Origin of the sequence: Vibrio sp. RE88 (genome assembly GCF_013113835.1) — a bacterium.
Taxonomy (GTDB): Bacteria; Pseudomonadota; Gammaproteobacteria; order Enterobacterales; family Vibrionaceae; genus Vibrio.
This window is the reverse complement of sequence record NZ_VTYQ01000006.1, coordinates 278,499-295,155: the sequence shown is the minus strand read 5'-3', so window position 1 is coordinate 295,155 and position 16,657 is coordinate 278,499. Positions and strand designations below refer to the sequence as shown.

Here is a 16,657-nt window from a genome sequence, read left to right as displayed (position 1 = left end):
GTTCTGGACGGTATGGCTATTTATTCAAGAAAATGGAATGAAGTTTAATGAAACGTATTAGCTGAAATAGAAAATAGCAAAGCAGGCTAGAGTGCCTGCTTTGGTAGTGTGTTGTTGGGCGATGGTTTAATGAGTGGTTTTCATCGATAGAATGGCTTTTAGCCCGCCCATTGAGCTTCGGTCGAGAGTCAGCTTGCCACGATAACTGTGGGCCATTTCACTGACAATATTCAAGCCTAGCCCCGTGCCCGGAGTCGTCTCATCTAAACGTACACCACGTTTAATAACTTGTTTGAGTTTCTCTTCAGGGATGCCTTGGCCGTCGTCTTCAATGATGATGTCGATGGTTTCGGCGTCTTCACTATTTTGAGTTGCATGAACGCGGATGATGCTGTCGGACCATTTATAAGCGTTTTCCAGAATATTGCCGACCATTTCGTCAAGATCAGTCTGTTCGACCGCTGTCACCAAGTCAGAATCAAGTTCGTTGATCAGAGTGATATCGCGCTCCGCATAGACTTTATCGAAAGCCATCGAGATTGCATCAACGCGCTCAGACGGGCAGGATTTCACAGAAAGAATGTTCTTAGAACCCGCCATTCGGGCGCGGCCTAAGTGGTAATCTATCTGGCTTTGGATTTGATCGAGCGAAGGTTGCAGTTGCTGTTTGGTTTGTTGGTCTTTGTTGGCGACCTCATTCTTTAACACTGAAAGCGGGGTCTTCAATGCATGAGACAAATTACCTGCATGGTGACGAGCACGCTCTAACAGTTCCTGATAGTGGAAAACAAGGGCATTCAAATCTGATACAACAGGTGCGACTTCGCGTGGATAATCTTCTTCGAGCTGGGTCTTCTTGCCTGAACGCAGTTGAGATAGCTCTTTGTGCATCTTGGTCAGTGGGCTCAGAGACCATTGTACTTGAATGACGATAAGCGTCAGGACGCCAAGGTAAAGCAGCGCGAGTATGACCCATAGCTGGCCCATTAAGCTTCGTACTGTATCTTCTATCGGTTGTTCGTCAATACCAATAGTGACTTCGATGGGGCCATCGTAATCAGGGTAATAGAGTGTCGACTCGATATAGATGAGCTTCTCATCTCGCGCACCCAGCATGTCATGATCGCCTTTTTCGGTCAGTACTTTGTCCCAGAGAGAGCGAGAACGCAGTAAATCTTTATCCGTTTTGGCGGACCAGTATAGGCCACTGTAGGGGCGGTTGAAGCGCGGATCCGAAAGGGGAGTGCCGATGGTCACATTGCCTTTCTCATCCGCTTCAATTGTCGCGGCAATTTCGTCCATGTAAGTTGCCAATTGTGCCTTGGCATCATCTTCCATGTAGACATACACCTGAGAAGGGACCATGACACCGGCGGCGATGATCATCGCGGTTAGCCAGACTACCGCCGCCAGAACGAGGCGGCTTTTGAGGCTGAGTTTTTTAAGTAAATGCGCTTTTTTATTCGGCATTAAGCTGGTATCCCAGTCCTCGGACGGTTTTTATCACTTTAGGTGCGATTTTTTTGCGAATGCGCCCGATAAACACTTCGATGGTATTGGAATCGCGGTCAAAGTCTTGTTTGTAGATGTGTTCTACCAACTCGGTTCGCGAGATCACTTTTTCCGGGTTATGCATAAAGTAAGCGACGACTTTATATTCGAGTGCCGTCAGATCAATTGCCTGACCTTGCCACATAACTTTAGAAGAGCGGGTGTCTAAGCTCAGGCTGCCCACTTGCATAACTGGAGACGCGTTACCGGATGCGCGGCGAAGCTGGGCGCGAATGCGAGCGATCAGTTCAACCATTTCAAACGGTTTAGTCTGGTAGTCGTCTGCACCGGCGTTAAGACCTTCAACGCGCTGAGTTAGGGTATCACGCGCACTGAGAATAATGACGGGTGTATTGATGTTCTCATCTCGAATACCTTTAAGAACGGTCAGACCGTCAAGCTTTGGTAGGCCAAGGTCGAGTACAATCGCATCCCACTCCTCGGACGTCGCACGATAGAGTGCGTCAATGCCATCTGCTGACAGTTCAGGTACCCAACCATTCTGTTCAAGGGCTTCTATGATTTGTTCCCCAAGACGAGGTTCATCTTCCACTACAAGTATTTTCATGACGTTCTTCTTCTAATTCTTCAGGGCTTGTTTGAAATTGCGACCTTTGATGAGCATCATTTCCAGCGTTTTCGCGTTGTACTCAACTTTGATGATGTTGTTGTTGTAATTTAACTTTAGTTCGTAAATCCAAATATCATCGTCTTCTTCAAGTTCGACTTTGATAATGCGTCCGTGAAGGTCTTGTTCCACCGCAGCGTAAAGATCGGAAAATGGGCGAATATAGCCTTTACGAACAGCGTCGTAGACCTCGTCCTGATCTTCTTCAAATTCAATTTCTGTCCCTGCTTTATGGACATCCTGCACCAGAGCATGACCATCTTTATCATCGTGTCTGTCAGCGTAGGTAGGGTAAGCAAGCACCATACAAAACGTGACAGCAAGGGAGCAAATTAACTGCTTATGAAACATAGCGTTACCTTCTCGGAAATTCTATGACTCAGTATAATGAATCTTTTCTGAATACAAAGTGAATATTAAGTATGAGCTGATAGAGTGCTTAGGTCACTAGGCGACAAACCTCTCGCCGCGACTAAAACGCTTTTATCTCGAACAAAATTTAACCGCAAAGGTCAACAGACCCTAGTTGGTTAGTTCATCCTCAAAGATTTTGTCTCGCATTTTCCAAAAGCGCCCAGCTTTACGCGCGATCACAAATTGTGGAGGCCTGAAACGATGCTGATTATTGACCACCTTGGTTGGAGAAGCATCGTCGAACGGACGATGTTTGTCAGCGAGATGAGGACGAACAAACATATCTTTGAATGTCTGCTTCTGTTTCTTGGTCGTTAAAGACCAGAATTCGTGCACCTGAGCTTGGTTTTCCCCCACATAAGAGACCTTGAGGCTGCTTTTGCCTTTGTCATCTTTGTGGACACTCAAATCCATCGACAAGCACTCGAATACCAAAGCGTCTTTTAAGCTTAACGCCTCTTTAAGCTTCTTGTCAGGATCCACCAATGTCGCATCGCATTCGTGACAAATTCGCGCAGCAATGTCATTGTCTGCGCCGCATTCCCCGCAGTATTTGGCGCGGAAACGATAATTACAATGCTCTCGTTCACCAGTCTCTTCGTCTTCGAAAAAGCCCTGACATTTTCGACCGTAATGCTCAATTAAGAAGCCATTGTTATCCAGCTTTCCCCAGAAGTTGTTGTTGAAGCCACAAGCTGGGCAGGGGATGGTAATGATTTCGCTGTCGGAGTCAGGTTTGGCGTCACCGACTTCAGGCTGATAGAGATCGTAGCTGTTGCCTGCATAATCCAGTACCAGACACTCTTCTTTGCCCGGAGAAAGACGCAGCCCTCGTCCAACAATCTGCTGATACAAACTGATTGATTCTGTTGGTCGCAGAATTGCTATCAGGTCAACATGAGGGGCATCAAATCCTGTCGTTAACACAGAGACATTAACCAAGTATTTAATTTTACGGTCTTTAAAATCTTGGATGATGGCGTCGCGCTCAGGTGTTGGGGTGTCGCCAATCACAAGTGCAGTTTGGCCCTCAGGAAGAAGACCATAGATTTCTTGAGCATGTCGAACCGTTGCCGCGAAAACCATGATGCCTTGTTTGTCTTTAGCGAGGTGAATGATTTGCTCGACAATTTGAGGTGTCGCCCGTTTGGCTTTGTCGATCACCATGTCCAGCTCCGCCTCTTTATAGCGGCCTGTGGTTGCGGGTTTGAGCTGTGAGAAGTCATAGCTCAGTACGGGAGCGTCCATCATTCGAGCAGGGGTGAGGAACTTTTCATCAAGTAAGTAACGAATAGGCAGCTCGAAAATGCAATCTCGAAAGAACCTTGGTTCCTCTGTTCTGACCAGGCCGCGCGTGTGATATTGGTAAATCCAACCCATTCCAAGTCGATAAGGCGTGGCAGTTAAACCGAGCACTTTGATGCCCGGATTCAGCTCACGGAGGTGAGAAATCACTTTCTGGTAGCTGGTGTTTTTGTTGTCCGGCACGCGGTGGCACTCGTCAATCACCAGTAGCGAGAATTGGTTCTTGAAGTCATCAAGGTTTCTGACCACAGACTGAACTGATGCAAACACCACTTGTTGGTCAGTTTCTTTGCGGCCTAAACCCGCAGAGTAGATTGACCCTTTGAGATCGTACCCTTCGTACTTAGCGTGGTTTTGCTCTACCAGCTCTTTGACGTGCGCCATGACCAATACCCGACCTTTAGCCAGTCTGGCGAGTTCAGCAATAACCAGACTTTTTCCTGCTCCAGTTGGTAGTACAAGGACGGCTGGGCTGGAGTGTTTACGGAAATAGTGAATAACGGCTTTCACCGAGTCGGCTTGGTAAGGTCGGAGTGTATACATAAATTGTGTGAAATAGCTCAACTATTTAGTCTAGTGGCTCTATAATACCTCACCTGATTGAGATGAGGTATTCATGCGTTTAGATAAATACTTGTGTGATGCACTGGGTGCGACACGTAAAGAAGCAACAAAAATCATTAAAAGTGGTGACGTCACCGTCAACGATATCGTGCAGAAAAGTGGTGCGGTGAAAGTGACGGACGACTGTATTGTCGAATGGCAAGGACGTGAGATCCAAAAGCCAGGTCCTCGTTACATCATGTTGTTTAAACCCGATGGTTTTGTCTGTTCGCATGAAGATGGATTTAATCAAACAGCCTTTATGTTACTCGACGAAGTGAAGATGGAAGATCTTCATTTTGCAGGGCGCTTAGATGTAGATACCACGGGTTTAGTGTTGATCACCGATGATGGTCAGTGGTCACACCGTATTACTTCGCCAAAACACAAATGCGAAAAAACGTACCGCGTTTGGCTGGTTGACCCGATTGGGGCTGATTACGTGTCACAGTTTGAACAGGGCATCGAGCTTCGTAATGAAAAGGCGGCAACGTTACCAGCGAAACTGGAAATCGTTGATGAAGAAGAAAAAGAAGTACTGCTGACCATCACTGAGGGTAAATACCATCAGGTGAAACGCATGTTTGCCGCACTGGGTAACAAGGTGGAGCACCTACACCGTGAACGTATCGGTAACATCGTTCTGGATGATGAGCTGGAACCAGGCGAATATCGCTATCTGACGCAAGAAGAAATTGAATCAGTTTGGAACTAATCATCTAAATTGGAAATAGTTTAGTTCCAATTAGGAACTAGTCTTTTATAGAGATATCGCTCAATATAGATCGGCTACAAGACTCGCGGATGCGAGTCTTTCTTTTCTGTTTGGTTGCAGCACGGAAGCTGCATATCTAACGCAACCGAGTAGGAGATTTATGTCTGCTGCATTAGAGCAAACCAAAGCACCCCAAATCACTTTTCTTCTTTTTCTTGTTCTGGGTGCAATCGGCGCGTTAACGCCGCTAGCCATCGACATGTACTTGCCAGCGATGCCGACCATCGCCCGTGACCTAGGTGTTGCTGACGGGGCAGTGCAAATTACCTTAACCGCGTATACCGCAGGTTTTGCCATTGGCCAGTTGATCCATGGCCCGCTCGCCGACAGTTATGGCCGTAGGCCTGTTTTGATTCTGGGCGTTCTATTTTTTGGACTTGCTTCCGTCGTCAGTGCAACCACGACCGGCATTGAGGCGTTGACTTGGGTACGCACAGCACAAGGTTTTGCGGGCGCAGCGGCGGCTGTCATCATTCAGGCTGTGGTTCGCGACATGTTTGATCGCGAGGATTTTTCTCGTGCTATGTCGTTTGTGACCTTAGTCATTACGATTGCTCCTTTGATAGCCCCTATGATTGGTGGTTATATCGCCGTTTGGTTTGGCTGGCGCGCGATTTTCTGGATTCTGGCCGCGTTTGCAGCGGTAGTGATCGCTTTGGTTTTCTGGAAGATTCCAGAAACGCTGAGTGAAGCGAACAAGCAGCCTCTTCGCTTTGGTACGACCATACGTAACTATTTCCGTTTGTGTAAGAACTCAGTCGCTATGGGCTTGATTTTATCAGGTGCATTTTCTTTTGCCGGTATGTTCGCCTTTCTGACCGCAGGCTCATTCGTCTACATTGATATTTATGGTGTACAGCCGAATCACTTTGGCTATCTGTTTGCCCTAAACATTGTAGCGATGATCATTATGACCATGATCAATGGCCGTCTGGTGAAGAAGGTCGGCTCCCATGCCATGCTCAGATTTGCCCTGTTGGTACAACTTGTTGCTGGATTGGGGCTATTTATTGGTTGGATGCTTGACCTAGGGCTGTGGGGCACTGTACCTTTCGTGGTCCTTTTCATTGGTACCTTGTCGACAATTGGTAGTAACACCATGGGCTTATTGCTCAGTGGATACCCAGCGATGGCAGGTACGGCTTCTTCTCTGGCAGGAACGCTGCGTTTTGGCACGGGTTCTGTGATTGGCGTTGTCGTTGCTATGTTGCCTGATGGAGCGACTTGGCCAATGATTACTGTTATGACGGCGTGTTCAATTCTGTCCGCCGCATTTTACTGGATATTTGGAAGAAAGGCGTAATGTCTCAGTACACTGTTGAAATACAAAACTTGGTCAATACCGCTCTGGAAGAATTGGCCGTGGATCATAAATCAGGTAAGGCCGTGGATGCACCTGTGGCAAACAATCATTATCTGGTGCGTTGGGTAACCCGTGCTTTGAAGTCGCAGCGTTTCCATCGCTGTGTGGTTGATGATCTTACTCGTTGGCAAAAAGCGGGGCGCTCGAAAGGTAACGAAGCTGGGCTGATGTTCACCTTCCTGCGTATTTCTAAGTTCTACGCTGAGTTTTTCCCACAAGGGGAAGCGGAGCGAGTGATTAAAGACAGTGAAATCAACGCGTTTCTTGATCAGATGGAAGAAGACGGTTGGGAAGTGTCAACGTCAGAGCCGCTTCTAAACTGCGGTAAAGTTCAGATTTTTACTGAAGGCCCAAACTCTTTCGCGCTGTGTACTAACCAGTGTGATGACTGTTTTGACGGAGAAATGCTGATCAAACCAATGAGTTGGTTTGTTCGTGGTAACCACGCGCAGTTTGTTGAAAAAGCATCGGCAGCAGGATTCATGCTACACAAGATTACCGACTACAAATCAAACGTTAAGTACCATGGGGAATATCTGGTTTATCCGGGTAACCAAGGTAACCACTTGGCTGAGATTCCAATTGGTTATCAAGTTTAGTTTGCTGTGCTTTTAGCTTAGAAAAGAGCTTCCATTAAGGAAGCTCTTTTGTTTTTCGAACAATGGCTTTCACCATGCCTTTAAAAACAAATAAATGTGCAGGCATCATGGCGAACCAGTAAAGTAAGCCTCTTAACCCTTGCGGGTGCCACCATGCTTTGACTGTCAGTTTGCGCTTGCTGCCCAAGTCTTCCAATGAAAACTCCAAGCGCCCTAGGCCGGGGCCTTTCATACCAAACAGCAGGGACAGAAACTGCTCTTTTTCACAGCGAATCACTTTCCAAGAGTCTATATAATCACCCACTTGCAGCTCTGGCCCAGGAGGAGAGCGCCGTACAGGTCGTCCTCCACCAAAGAACAGATCGAGCCACTCCCGTGTTCGCCACATCAGGTTGGCGAAGAAGTAGCCCTCTTTTCTGCTACCAATTTGTTTCACCACTTTCCACAGTTGTTCAGAACTCAAATCCGTTTCTATGCTGGCCCCTGTTTGTTTTGGGTAATAGCCATAGCCTGCTTGCCAGCGCTTGAGAGCCGCAGGGTCAAACCCCCAGACCTCACTGCGAACAAAATGACCTTCTTCATCTATGCTTTTTCTGACCATTTGTTTGTAACCGACAAGCGTTTGAGGGTAGCGTTGACGAATGTCATTGGCGTCGGCAATAAAGTCGTGCTCTAGGCCAGACAGCAACGCGGTACCAATACTGGAAGGAACGGAAGTGACGATACCCAGCCAGCGTGATGCGAGCTGAGGCGTTAGTAATGATGTTGACCAGAGCTTGATGGGTTTCCGAATTACAGCGCTGATGGTCTCGAATTGTTCGCGATAGCTGAGAGTATCTGGCCCGCCTACTTCGTAAAGCGCATGGCTGGTAGGGGATTCCTCGATAAGGGATAATAAATAGTGGTTGAGGTTTTCCAGCGCGATAGGGTTGGCTTTCGAATCGACCCATTTCGGAGTGATGAGTAGAGGCATGTTGTAGACAAAATCTCTCATGATCTCAAAAGCCGCAGAGCCGGGGCCTATAATGACGCCCGCACGGAGTTCAGTGACGGGAACTCCCGCTTTGCGAATAATGTCACCCGTCATTCGGCGTGCTTTGAGGTGCTCAGAATTGCCAGTCTGAGGTTGAATCGCGCTGAGATAGATAACGTGTTTAATAGCACTGTTCTTTAATGCCGATTTGAAGTTTTCAGCAAGGGATATTTCATACTCAAGAAAGTCATGGCCGTGCGCCATTCCGTGAACCAAGAAATAGACGACTTCATACTCTGGCACAACGCGCAGTGTCGCCTCATGGTCAGCGAGATCGAGATAAATCAATTCAAGGTTAGGGTGAGGGGTGACTCGGGCTTTCAAATACTCGATTTGCCGAGCTGCTGCCGTCACCTGATAGCCTTTGCTACATAGTAGAAGCAGCAATTGCGAACCCACATAGCCGGATGCGCCCAGTACTAGCACTTTTTTCATCTCGACCCCCTATTAATAATATGGTTTATGCGCAAGGCTGATCATATAATAAACGATACATTTTTTCCCTTCCTAGCATAGCGTTGTCGTTTGAGGTGAGTAATTGAGCACGGTCTCACAGATTCTATTCCATACACGCGGTGAGTTTTTGCGACGAATGATCGCCATTGCCTTACCCATTACGTTGCAAAGCATCATGTTCTCTAGCCGTGGTTTAGTGGATGTGTTGATGCTTGGTCAATTAGGTGAAGCAGAAATCGCAGCGGTGGGCGTCGCGGCCAGAGCAACCTTTGTTACGACGATCATGCTGGTGGGAGTGACGACAGGTGGAGCCTTGCTTACCGCCCAATATTGGGGAGCCGCTGATCGTCAAGGGGTCAAAGAAAGTACTGCCCTGACTTGGCTGGTATCGATGATTTTTGCTGTGTTCACCGTAGCGATTTTTGTTCTTTTCCCGAGCGAAATCATGGCTTTGACCACTGAATCTCAGGAAGTAAACCAGTTAGGTAGCCAGTATTTGGTGATTACAGCGGTCACGATGTTTGCTGTCGCATGTGTCGCCAGTATGTCTGTTGGTCTCCGCTCAATGCACAAACCTGGCATCAGCACCTTTTTCAGTGGTATTGGTATTGTTTCCAATATCTTTCTTAACTGGGTACTTATCTTCGGTAAGCTAGGTTTTCCCGCCATGGGGATCAAAGGGGCAGCTATAGCTACAGTGCTAAGTGGAGCGATTGAAGTGGTGACACTGTTTGGCTACATCTACGCGAAAAAGCACCTGCTGGCTTTTGGGGTTAAAGATCTTAAAGCGGTAATTCAATGGGATAGAGTAGTACGCTTTCTGAAGCTTTCTTTACCTACCACGTTTAACTTTCTTGCATGGGCCGGTGGGTTGTTTGCCTACCACGCGATCATGGGGCAGTCCGGTGTTCAGGGATTGGCAGCGTTGTCGGTTATGTCGCCAGTGGAATCGATCGCTTTGGCACTCTTGATCGGTATGTCCAATGCCGCTGCTGTACTAGTGGGCAACCAGATCGGCGCCAAGAATTATGAGGCAGTCTATTATCAAGCGATTGGCATGACCATACTCAGCTTGATTGTAGGTATTGTTGTCGCACTGATCTTGTACTTGTGTCAGGGACTCGTGCTCGATGCCTTTAGTGCATTGACCGATGAGACTCGCGCTCTCGCTGAGAAGTTCATGGTTATTTTGTGCTTTGGCATTATTTTGCGCTCAATTCCCATGATGGTGATTGTCGGTGTACTACGAGCAGGTGGCGATGTGAAGTTCTGCCTTTACCAAGATTTGATTGCTCAATGGCTGATAGGTATTCCGCTCGCGGCGTTTGCGGCCATTGGCCTAGGGTGGGAGCCGCAATGGGTGTATTTACTCTTTTTAACGGAAGAAGTTATCAAGTGGGGCGGCTCGCTGTATAGGATGAAAACACAGCGTTGGATGAAAAATTTGATCGAAAATTAGACATGAATCGTCCAGGTGGTGCGTTTTGATGCATATCTTGTGATCTAGTATCCAAAATACTTCCTCCCAGCGTGGTTTTAGTGTAGATTCACAGTCCAATTTTGAACGATTGCGAGACTTTTAATGCTTCAACTAACAGACCTATGTAAAGGCTATGTAGATGGAGGTGAATTTCACCCTGTCTTGCAAGGTGCTGAGTTGTCATTAGAACAAGGCGAGCAAGTCGCTCTGATGGGCGAAAGTGGTTCAGGAAAGAGTACATTACTGAATTTGATCGCTGGGTTGGATACAGTTGATTCTGGCGAAATTTGGTTTCCGAATTTTTCTATGCATGAAATCGCGGAAACCAAACGTACCGCATATCGTCGCAACAACATTGGCCTCATCTTCCAGCAATTTAACTTACTTCCAACGCTCAACGTCGCAGACAATATTCGTTTTTGTCGCCAGCTTAAAGGGCTCCCTGAAGACAAGGGGCTGTGGCGTCAAATCCTCTCTGCATTAGACTTAATGCCATTGCTGGGGCGCTATCCGGAAGAAGTCTCGGGTGGCCAGCAGCAACGAGCAGCTATTGCCCGTGCTCTTTATATGGAACCTAAAATCCTCCTCGCCGATGAACCAACCGGAAGCCTTGATGAGCGAAATGCCGAAGCAGTGATGCGTCTTCTTACTACGCTGACTCGCCAGTTAGAGTGTACATTATTACTGGTAACACACAGTGAGCGAGTGGCAGAACACATGGAAGGTCGAGTGCGTCTTCAAGGAGGACAGCTTCATGTTATGGCCCGTAGTTAAAGCACTGCTCGGCCACTACAGACGCTACCCTTTTCAAATCCTTCTTGTCTGGCTCGGTCTTACGTTAGGTGTGTCCCTTTTAGTGGGTGTGACTTCCATTAACGATCATGCGAGGCAAAGCTACGAGCACGGTGAAAAACTCTTTTCTAATCCTCTTCCTTACCGTATTCGCCCTAAACACGTCACTAATAAGATTCCTCAAGGTTTCTATGTTCAGCTTCGCCGCGATGGGTTCAACCAGTGCGCACCATTTGAAAGCCTACGAGTAAATATGGCCAATGGGACGGATCTGATGCTGGTTGGTGTCGATCCTGTGGCTATGTTGCAATTCCGCCCAGCAACGATTCTGAAAGATTTCTCTTCTCTGCAATTGATGAACAGTCCATACCCGATTTTGGTCAGTTCTGATCTCGCCGCGCATATGAAATGGCAGGATAACGACTTCATCTCGCTGAGTGATGGCAGCAAACTTGGGCCGATTGTTGTTGATACCCAAGACAGGTTGAACGGTACTCGGATCATCGCCGATATTTCACTGCTTAGAATGCTAGAACGCAGCTCTGGAATCTCTGTCATTGCTTGTGGTGAAATACCTCCGGAAAAGCTAGCGCGCCTAAAAGAGTACTTACCCAACGGCATGAGCATCATGCGTAATTCGCGTACCGAGCTTGAATCGCTGACGCAAGCTTTCCACATGAATTTGAGCGCAATGGGGATGCTGGCGTTTCTTGTCGGTCTGTTTATCTTTTACCAAGCAATGTCACTGTCGTTGACTCAAAGGCAACCATTAGTTGGTGCGATGCGTCAAACCGGCGTGTCTGGTTGGCAACTGGCTAAAGCACTCTGTCTGGAGCTTTTGGTGTTGATCACCGTCAGCTGGTTGTGCGGTAACGTGCTCGGTATTTTACTTGCTAATCAGCTTATTCCAGCTGTTTCGGCCAGCTTGGGCGATCTGTATGACGCGAATGTTGGTCTGTTGATCTCGTGGAGCTGGAAATCCAGCATATACAGCTTATATATGACGGTCATTGGGGCTTTTGTCGCGTGTGCCTGGCCTTTGGTACGTTTACTGCGTTCACAGCCGATTCGATTAACTGCGCGTTTATCTTTAGTTCGCTTTGCGGGTACTGAGTTTACTATCCAAGCCTTGCTTGCTTGCGCTCTGTGTGTGGCAGCCATTGCCATTTATCAGGCGCCGCAAACGCAGGAATCTGGTTTTGCGATTGTTGCTTTGATGCTTCTGAGTGTCGCGTTGTTTACTCCGTTTTTAATCTGGAAGGTGTTCGACAGTCTTTCTTATTCGCTTAAATGGGTGAAAACACGCTGGTTCTTCGCTGACGCGGCAGCCAGTATGAGCTACCGAGGTGTGGCGACCATGGCCTTTATGTTGGCAATGGCGGCCAACATTGGTGTCGAAACCATGGTTGGCAGTTTCCGTGATACAACAGACAAGTGGTTGAGCCAACGTTTAGCCGCTGATTTGTACATTTACCCGAATAATAGTGCGGCGGCTCGCATGAGTGGTTGGTTGTCTAAGCAGCCGGAAGTCGATTCCGTTTGGTGGCGCTGGGAAAAAGAGGTCAACTCTAATAAAGGCGTCCTTCAGGTCGTTAGTACTGGCGCCTCAGAAGGGGAATTGGATTCCCTAACCGTGAAACTGGGCATTCCTAATTACTGGTATCACTTACATCATTCTAAAGGAGTGATGATCAGCGAATCGATGGCACTTAAGCTGGGTATTCGCCCGGGTGACTCTATCGATTTGTCTGGCAAGCTTGGCAAAGGCTGGCAGGTTGTTGGTGTCTACTACGATTACGGCAACCCCTATAACCAAGTTCTGCTTTCACATCGTAACTGGCTGTATGCCTTTGCTGGCGGCGGTACCGTCGCTTTAGGTACTGTTTTGAAAGATGGCGTTAATTCTGTTGGCCTTAAACGGCGAATGGAGTCGGTATTTCGTTTGAACTCGGAACGGATTTTCGACAATAGCCATATTCACAAGCAGGCGATGAGGGTGTTTGACCGAACCTTCTCTATAGCCGATACGCTAGGCAACATCACATTGATCATTGCAGTATTTGGTATTTTCTTTGCGACTGTCGCTGGTGAGGTATCCCGTCAGCGTCATGTCTCTTTGCTGCGTTGCCTAGGGATGTCTGGCAAAGAATTGGTTGTCATGGGCGGTCTGCAACTGTTCGTCTTCGGTGCGATATCGATTCTAATTGCGTTACCACTTGGCTTAGCTTTGGCTAATTTAGTGGTGGATATTGTCATCAAGCAATCCTTCGGCTGGACACTTGAGCTTCAAATAATCCCAGAAGAATACCTTCATACCAGTTTGATGGCGATGGGCTCTCTCATGCTGGCTGGCGCACTGCCCGTATTGAGGATGATTCGAAACACGCCAATGAAATCACTAAGGGACGCGTTGTAAAATGAGGAAGTCCATTCAAGCGAAAACCCTTGTGAGAGCTTTGCTATTGCTCATCGTGGTAGGTGTGATCGTTTGGGCAGCTTATCTTAGATATTACGTTATGCCTCAAACGGCGAAAAACAGCTCCGTCAGTCACGTGATGCAGTCAGAGCCGACTCAGGTGTTTGAGCCTGTCCTGCCTAATGGCCCGGTCAAGATTCCAGCGGATTTTCGTTTTCATAATGAGTACCAACATGAGTGGTGGCATTTCTTCGCAAATGTGAAAGACCAAAAGGGTGAAGAATATGGCATCCAGTGGAGCTACTTTCGAGTCTCAATGGACGATAGAGATGGTATTGGATGGCAAAGCCCGCAACTCTACATCTCTCACATGGTGGTTTCCAATAAGGATAAGGTCTGGAAAGAACAGCGCCTCGCGAGAGGTGGAATCGGTCAGGCAGGCATGACGAATCGCCCGTTTCGTATTTGGATTGATAACTGGTTTTGGCGTTCGCTTGGCAAAACGCCATTCCCCGGACAATTAAGTGCTGCAAGCGATAGCTTTAATGTCCAGCTTCAAACTATGGCTCACGGCCCTTATGTATTACCGGGTGACAAAGGGTATGTTGAAAAGCACGATTTGCTGCCGATTGCTTCCTATAACCTCACCAATCCATTTCTGAAAGTGAAAGGTGTGCTTCAACTGGGCTCACGTAAGCTGATTCCTGTCGAGGGGGAAGCTTGGATGAGTAAAGAATGGGGCAGTGGCTTAATGGCTGAAGGCCAAAAGGGCTGGGACTGGTTTGTACTTCATCTGGATAACGAAACCACACTCTCAATCAGTCGCTACCGGCATGCTCAACAGTTGCCTTATTTGTTTGGTACCTTGTCCCGTAAAGATGGTAAGACAGTGACACTGTCAGCCGAAGACATGTCGATTGAACCCCATGAACCTACGCTGTTTAATAACGGCAAACATATCCCGCTGCAGTGGGACATCAAGATCCCTGAATACGATATTAACCTTACAACTCAAGTGCTTAATCAACAGCTTTGGCTGCCGTTTGTTGTTCCGTATTGGGAGGGACCTATTCAAACTTCGGGCAGTCATCAAGCGAAAGGTTTCATGCAGTTGACAGGTTACTAAATTAAAAAAGCGTTGCTAAGTGACTAAAAACGCAGTTTCTCATTAAATGAGAAGCTGCGTTTTTGTTTGTGTTGGTAATTCTCTGAATTTACCTATACTTACGTAAGGAATAAACGTTGCATTAGAGTTTTTATATCGAAAATTCCGAAGTTAAACATCCAAACAAGCGATTTTTCCTTAAGATTCGATATATATAAACTCAACTCTATTCTTTGTTAATCGTTTATTAACATAATAAATAAAAGGACGATATCATGAGTGATATTATTCGCGATTTCTTCAAAATGGAGTCAGCAGGGGGGATTCTCTTAGTAATCGCTGCTGCAATCGCAATGACCATTGCCAACACGCCACTGAACGAATCTTATCAGGCAATATTGCATTCTTATGTGTTTGGCATGTCTGTATCTCACTGGATTAATGACGGCCTAATGGCTGTGTTCTTCCTTCTTATTGGTTTAGAAGTCAAACGTGAACTTCTCGAAGGCGCGCTTAAATCCCGCGAAACGGCTATTTTCCCTGCTATTGCCGCCGTTGGTGGTATGTTAGCCCCGGCATTGGTTTATGTCGCATTCAACTACAGCAATGCTGAGGCCATTCAAGGTTGGGCAATTCCTGCCGCAACAGACATCGCCTTTGCCCTTGGCATCATGGCGCTGCTAGGTAAGCGTGTTCCTGTCAGCCTGAAAGTGTTCCTACTCGCGCTGGCAATCATTGATGACCTAGGTGTTGTTGTCATTATCGCACTGTTCTACACAGGAGACTTGTCGACTTCGGCATTAGCCGTCGGGTTTGCCATGACCGCCGCCTTGTTCATGCTCAACTCGAAGAAGGTCACCAAATTGCTCCCCTATATGATAGTAGGCGCGATACTCTGGTTCGCAGTTCTGAAATCGGGAGTGCACGCGACCTTAGCTGGTGTGGTGATAGGTTTTGCGATTCCTCTAAAAGGAAACAAAGGTGAAGGTTCTCCGCTGAAGCACATGGAACACGCACTGCACCCATACGTTGCTTTTGGTATTCTTCCAGTGTTTGCGTTTGCCAACGCAGGTATCTCTCTTGAAGGGATTTCGATGGAAGGGCTGACTTCGATGCTGCCACTGGGTATTGCACTAGGTCTGCTGATCGGTAAGCCTCTAGGAATCTTCAGCTTTAGCTGGGTTGCGGTTAAGTCAGGTGTCGCTAAATTGCCAGAAGGGATTACCTTCAGACATATTTTCGCAGTCTCGGTGTTGTGTGGTATCGGCTTTACCATGTCGATCTTCATCTCCTCACTGGCCTTCGGTCCGGTTAACGCCGAGTTTGATACCTATGCGAGATTGGGCATCCTGATGGGCTCGACGACAGCAGCGGTCATAGGTTACGTGCTACTGCACATTTCTTTACCAAAAAAGACAGTGCTGGCAGATAAGCCAGCGACCGAAGCAAACCACTAAGTTTGAGACAAACAAAGCAAAGCCCCGATGTGAAAACATCGGGGCTTTTTCTATTGGCTAGATTATCGGTCTATGGCAGAAAATATGGTCCACTCTTCAACGACCGTCTCTGTTAAGCCGACGACCGTTGCTGTTACTCTACGATTAAGCGCGTGGTCCGTTTCGTCGTGGCCAGTAGATTCCAAATGGGTGGCCCCAAAGCCAACGATAGTCACTCTCTCAGGGTCGATACCATATGAAAGTAGCTGATCCTCTACAGAGACCGCACGTTTCTTTGACAGCGCTACGTTGTAATCAGGATTACCTGTTTTGCTTGCATAGCCTTGGATTTCTATTGAAGCGGAGCGGTACGTATCCATAAAGTCCGCCATCGCTCTGATTTGATCTGAGAACACAGGGCTTACATCATAAGAATCATTGGCAAATAAAATCCTTAGCTGACGCTCTTCCTCTCTGGTGACTTCCAAACTACAGCCATCGTTATCGATTTGAGCACCTATTGGTGTGTCTGGGCAGAGATCCCGCGCGTTGACGACGCCATCCCGATCATCATCGGTTAAATCAGAAATTTGTTCGGCATCTGGCGTTTGAATGTATTCGTACTGATCATCATAAGCGAGGACGGGAAAAGCCAATGAAGCGCCTAAAAATGGTAAAGAATAAAGGATTGTGCGTTTCAT

The 16,657-nt window shown here is 47.4% G+C and carries 14 protein-coding genes; 8 read left to right on the top strand and 6 right to left on the bottom strand.

The annotated features are described in order from the left end of the window. Positions 1-126: 126 nt before the first annotated feature. From F0265_RS16225 to F0265_RS16210, 4 genes are all read right to left on the bottom strand, one after another. Positions 127-1,470 (bottom strand): ATP-binding protein, encoded by a 1,344-nt coding sequence (locus tag F0265_RS16225; protein WP_171749678.1) that lies wholly within the window; start codon positions 1,468-1,470, stop codon positions 127-129. After that, the gene (locus F0265_RS16220; protein ID WP_021456799.1) at positions 1,460-2,119 is read right to left on the bottom strand and encodes a response regulator transcription factor; all 660 of its coding nucleotides are present in this window, start codon (positions 2,117-2,119) and stop codon (positions 1,460-1,462) included. Before F0265_RS16220 ends, F0265_RS16225 begins: the two co-directional genes overlap by 11 nt. Before the next feature lie 12 nt (positions 2,120-2,131). After that, the gene (locus F0265_RS16215; protein WP_019275441.1) at positions 2,132-2,530 is read right to left on the bottom strand and encodes a PepSY domain-containing protein; all 399 of its coding nucleotides are present in this window, start codon (positions 2,528-2,530) and stop codon (positions 2,132-2,134) included. A gap of 171 nt (positions 2,531-2,701) precedes the next feature. Continuing rightward, a complete protein-coding gene (locus F0265_RS16210) occupies positions 2,702-4,441 on the bottom strand; it encodes a DEAD/DEAH box helicase (RefSeq protein ID WP_171749677.1) in 1,740 nt (579 codons plus the stop codon). A 73-nt stretch (positions 4,442-4,514) separates the two neighbouring features. Between F0265_RS16210 and rsuA the strand changes: the two genes are divergently transcribed. The 3 genes from rsuA (at position 4,515) to F0265_RS16195 (ending at position 7,238) form a co-directional block, all read left to right on the top strand. Further along, positions 4,515-5,216, top strand: coding sequence for a 16S rRNA pseudouridine(516) synthase RsuA (gene rsuA / locus F0265_RS16205; RefSeq protein ID WP_021456797.1), 702 nt, complete (start codon positions 4,515-4,517; stop codon positions 5,214-5,216). A 160-nt stretch (positions 5,217-5,376) separates the two neighbouring features. Next, entirely contained in the window at positions 5,377-6,579 is a 1,203-nt protein-coding gene (locus F0265_RS16200) for a Bcr/CflA family multidrug efflux MFS transporter (RefSeq protein WP_171749676.1), read from the top strand. After that, positions 6,579-7,238, top strand: a complete 660-nt coding sequence (locus F0265_RS16195; protein WP_171749675.1) for a DUF2913 family protein — start codon at positions 6,579-6,581, stop codon at positions 7,236-7,238. The genes F0265_RS16200 and F0265_RS16195 overlap by 1 nt, the downstream gene beginning before the upstream one ends. Positions 7,239-7,272: 34 nt before the next feature. On the opposite strand, the gene F0265_RS16190 is transcribed toward F0265_RS16195, so the two are convergent. Beyond that, positions 7,273-8,706 (bottom strand): DUF2867 domain-containing protein, encoded by a 1,434-nt coding sequence (locus tag F0265_RS16190; RefSeq protein ID WP_171749674.1) that lies wholly within the window; start codon positions 8,704-8,706, stop codon positions 7,273-7,275. 103 nt (positions 8,707-8,809) lie between these two features. On the opposite strand from F0265_RS16190, the gene F0265_RS16185 reads away from it, so the two are divergent. The 5 genes from F0265_RS16185 (at position 8,810) to nhaA (ending at position 15,977) form a co-directional block, all read left to right on the top strand. Beyond that, positions 8,810-10,186 (top strand): MATE family efflux transporter, encoded by a 1,377-nt coding sequence (locus tag F0265_RS16185; RefSeq protein WP_171749673.1) that lies wholly within the window; start codon positions 8,810-8,812, stop codon positions 10,184-10,186. Between the two features lie 123 nt (positions 10,187-10,309). Next, positions 10,310-10,981, top strand: a complete 672-nt coding sequence (locus F0265_RS16180) for an ABC transporter ATP-binding protein (protein WP_006962515.1) — start codon at positions 10,310-10,312, stop codon at positions 10,979-10,981. Then, a complete protein-coding gene (locus F0265_RS16175) occupies positions 10,962-13,415 on the top strand; it encodes an FtsX-like permease family protein (RefSeq protein ID WP_171749672.1) in 2,454 nt (817 codons plus the stop codon). The genes F0265_RS16180 and F0265_RS16175 overlap by 20 nt, the downstream gene beginning before the upstream one ends. A 100-nt stretch (positions 13,416-13,515) precedes the next feature. Beyond that, entirely contained in the window at positions 13,516-14,541 is a 1,026-nt protein-coding gene (locus F0265_RS16170; protein ID WP_171749753.1) for a lipocalin-like domain-containing protein, read from the top strand. A 254-nt stretch (positions 14,542-14,795) separates the two neighbouring features. After that, positions 14,796-15,977, top strand: coding sequence for a Na+/H+ antiporter NhaA (nhaA, locus tag F0265_RS16165; RefSeq protein WP_171749671.1), 1,182 nt, complete (start codon positions 14,796-14,798; stop codon positions 15,975-15,977). A gap of 62 nt (positions 15,978-16,039) precedes the next feature. Here nhaA and F0265_RS16160 read toward each other — a convergent pair whose 3' ends face one another. Further along, positions 16,040-16,657, bottom strand: a complete 618-nt coding sequence (locus F0265_RS16160) for an OmpA family protein (protein ID WP_171749670.1) — start codon at positions 16,655-16,657, stop codon at positions 16,040-16,042.

What these genes read in the sequence shown, in the direction of transcription:
- F0265_RS16225 (WP_171749678.1), bottom strand. Translation starts at nt 1,470, where the DNA reads ATGCCGAATAAAAAAGCGCATTTACTTAAAAAACTCAGCCTCAAAAGC.
- F0265_RS16220 (WP_021456799.1), bottom strand. Translation starts at nt 2,119, where the DNA reads ATGAAAATACTTGTAGTGGAAGATGAACCTCGTCTTGGGGAACAAATC.
- F0265_RS16215 (WP_019275441.1), bottom strand. Translation starts at nt 2,530, where the DNA reads ATGTTTCATAAGCAGTTAATTTGCTCCCTTGCTGTCACGTTTTGTATG.
- F0265_RS16210 (WP_171749677.1), bottom strand. Translation starts at nt 4,441, where the DNA reads ATGTATACACTCCGACCTTACCAAGCCGACTCGGTGAAAGCCGTTATT.
- rsuA (WP_021456797.1), top strand. Translation starts at nt 4,515, where the DNA reads ATGCGTTTAGATAAATACTTGTGTGATGCACTGGGTGCGACACGTAAA.
- F0265_RS16200 (WP_171749676.1), top strand. Translation starts at nt 5,377, where the DNA reads ATGTCTGCTGCATTAGAGCAAACCAAAGCACCCCAAATCACTTTTCTT.
- F0265_RS16195 (WP_171749675.1), top strand. Translation starts at nt 6,579, where the DNA reads ATGTCTCAGTACACTGTTGAAATACAAAACTTGGTCAATACCGCTCTG.
- F0265_RS16190 (WP_171749674.1), bottom strand. Translation starts at nt 8,706, where the DNA reads ATGAAAAAAGTGCTAGTACTGGGCGCATCCGGCTATGTGGGTTCGCAA.
- F0265_RS16180 (WP_006962515.1), top strand. Translation starts at nt 10,310, where the DNA reads ATGCTTCAACTAACAGACCTATGTAAAGGCTATGTAGATGGAGGTGAA.
- F0265_RS16175 (WP_171749672.1), top strand. Translation starts at nt 10,962, where the DNA reads ATGTTATGGCCCGTAGTTAAAGCACTGCTCGGCCACTACAGACGCTAC.
- F0265_RS16170 (WP_171749753.1), top strand. Translation starts at nt 13,516, where the DNA reads ATGCCTCAAACGGCGAAAAACAGCTCCGTCAGTCACGTGATGCAGTCA.
- nhaA (WP_171749671.1), top strand. Translation starts at nt 14,796, where the DNA reads ATGAGTGATATTATTCGCGATTTCTTCAAAATGGAGTCAGCAGGGGGG.
- F0265_RS16160 (WP_171749670.1), bottom strand. Translation starts at nt 16,657, where the DNA reads ATGAAACGCACAATCCTTTATTCTTTACCATTTTTAGGCGCTTCATTG.